1 protein-coding gene is annotated in these 380 nt (G+C 57.1%); it reads right to left on the reverse strand.

The annotated features are described in order from the left end of the window. The coding region (locus tag WG908_RS16505) for a transposase (RefSeq protein ID WP_340187598.1) at positions 1-210 on the reverse strand (210 nt) is incomplete at its 3' end. Positions 211-380: the final 170 nt, after the last annotated feature.

Here is a 380-nt window from a genome sequence, read left to right on the forward strand (position 1 = left end):
AGGCTGGACCGCCACCGCCACAAACCCTTGCGTATTGCCAAACATCTGTCGCCGCCAGCGATAGATCTGGCCGGGCCGTAAATCCGCCTCCCTAGCGATCTCCGCCACGTTCGCGCCGGGTTGCGACACCGCCATCACCAGCGCCCGCTTCTGGTCGTCAGACCATACCCGCCGCCGCTCAACGCCCGAAATTATCGTCACCTGACCCATCGCACCGTCTCTAGTACCGGTGCAAACACCAGTGCTATCTCCAAATATCAGACGATCACCGCAAGGCGGCCCTCACCGAAGGCGTACCATTGATTTTGTTGGATTGGAAAATTTTAGGCAAAGAAAGACCCCAGCAAAGTGTTGATTTTGCTGGGGCTTTGTATGTGCGT

It is taken from the genome of Sphingobium anseongense, from assembly GCF_037725245.1.
Taxonomy (GTDB): domain Bacteria; phylum Pseudomonadota; class Alphaproteobacteria; order Sphingomonadales; family Sphingomonadaceae; genus Sphingobium.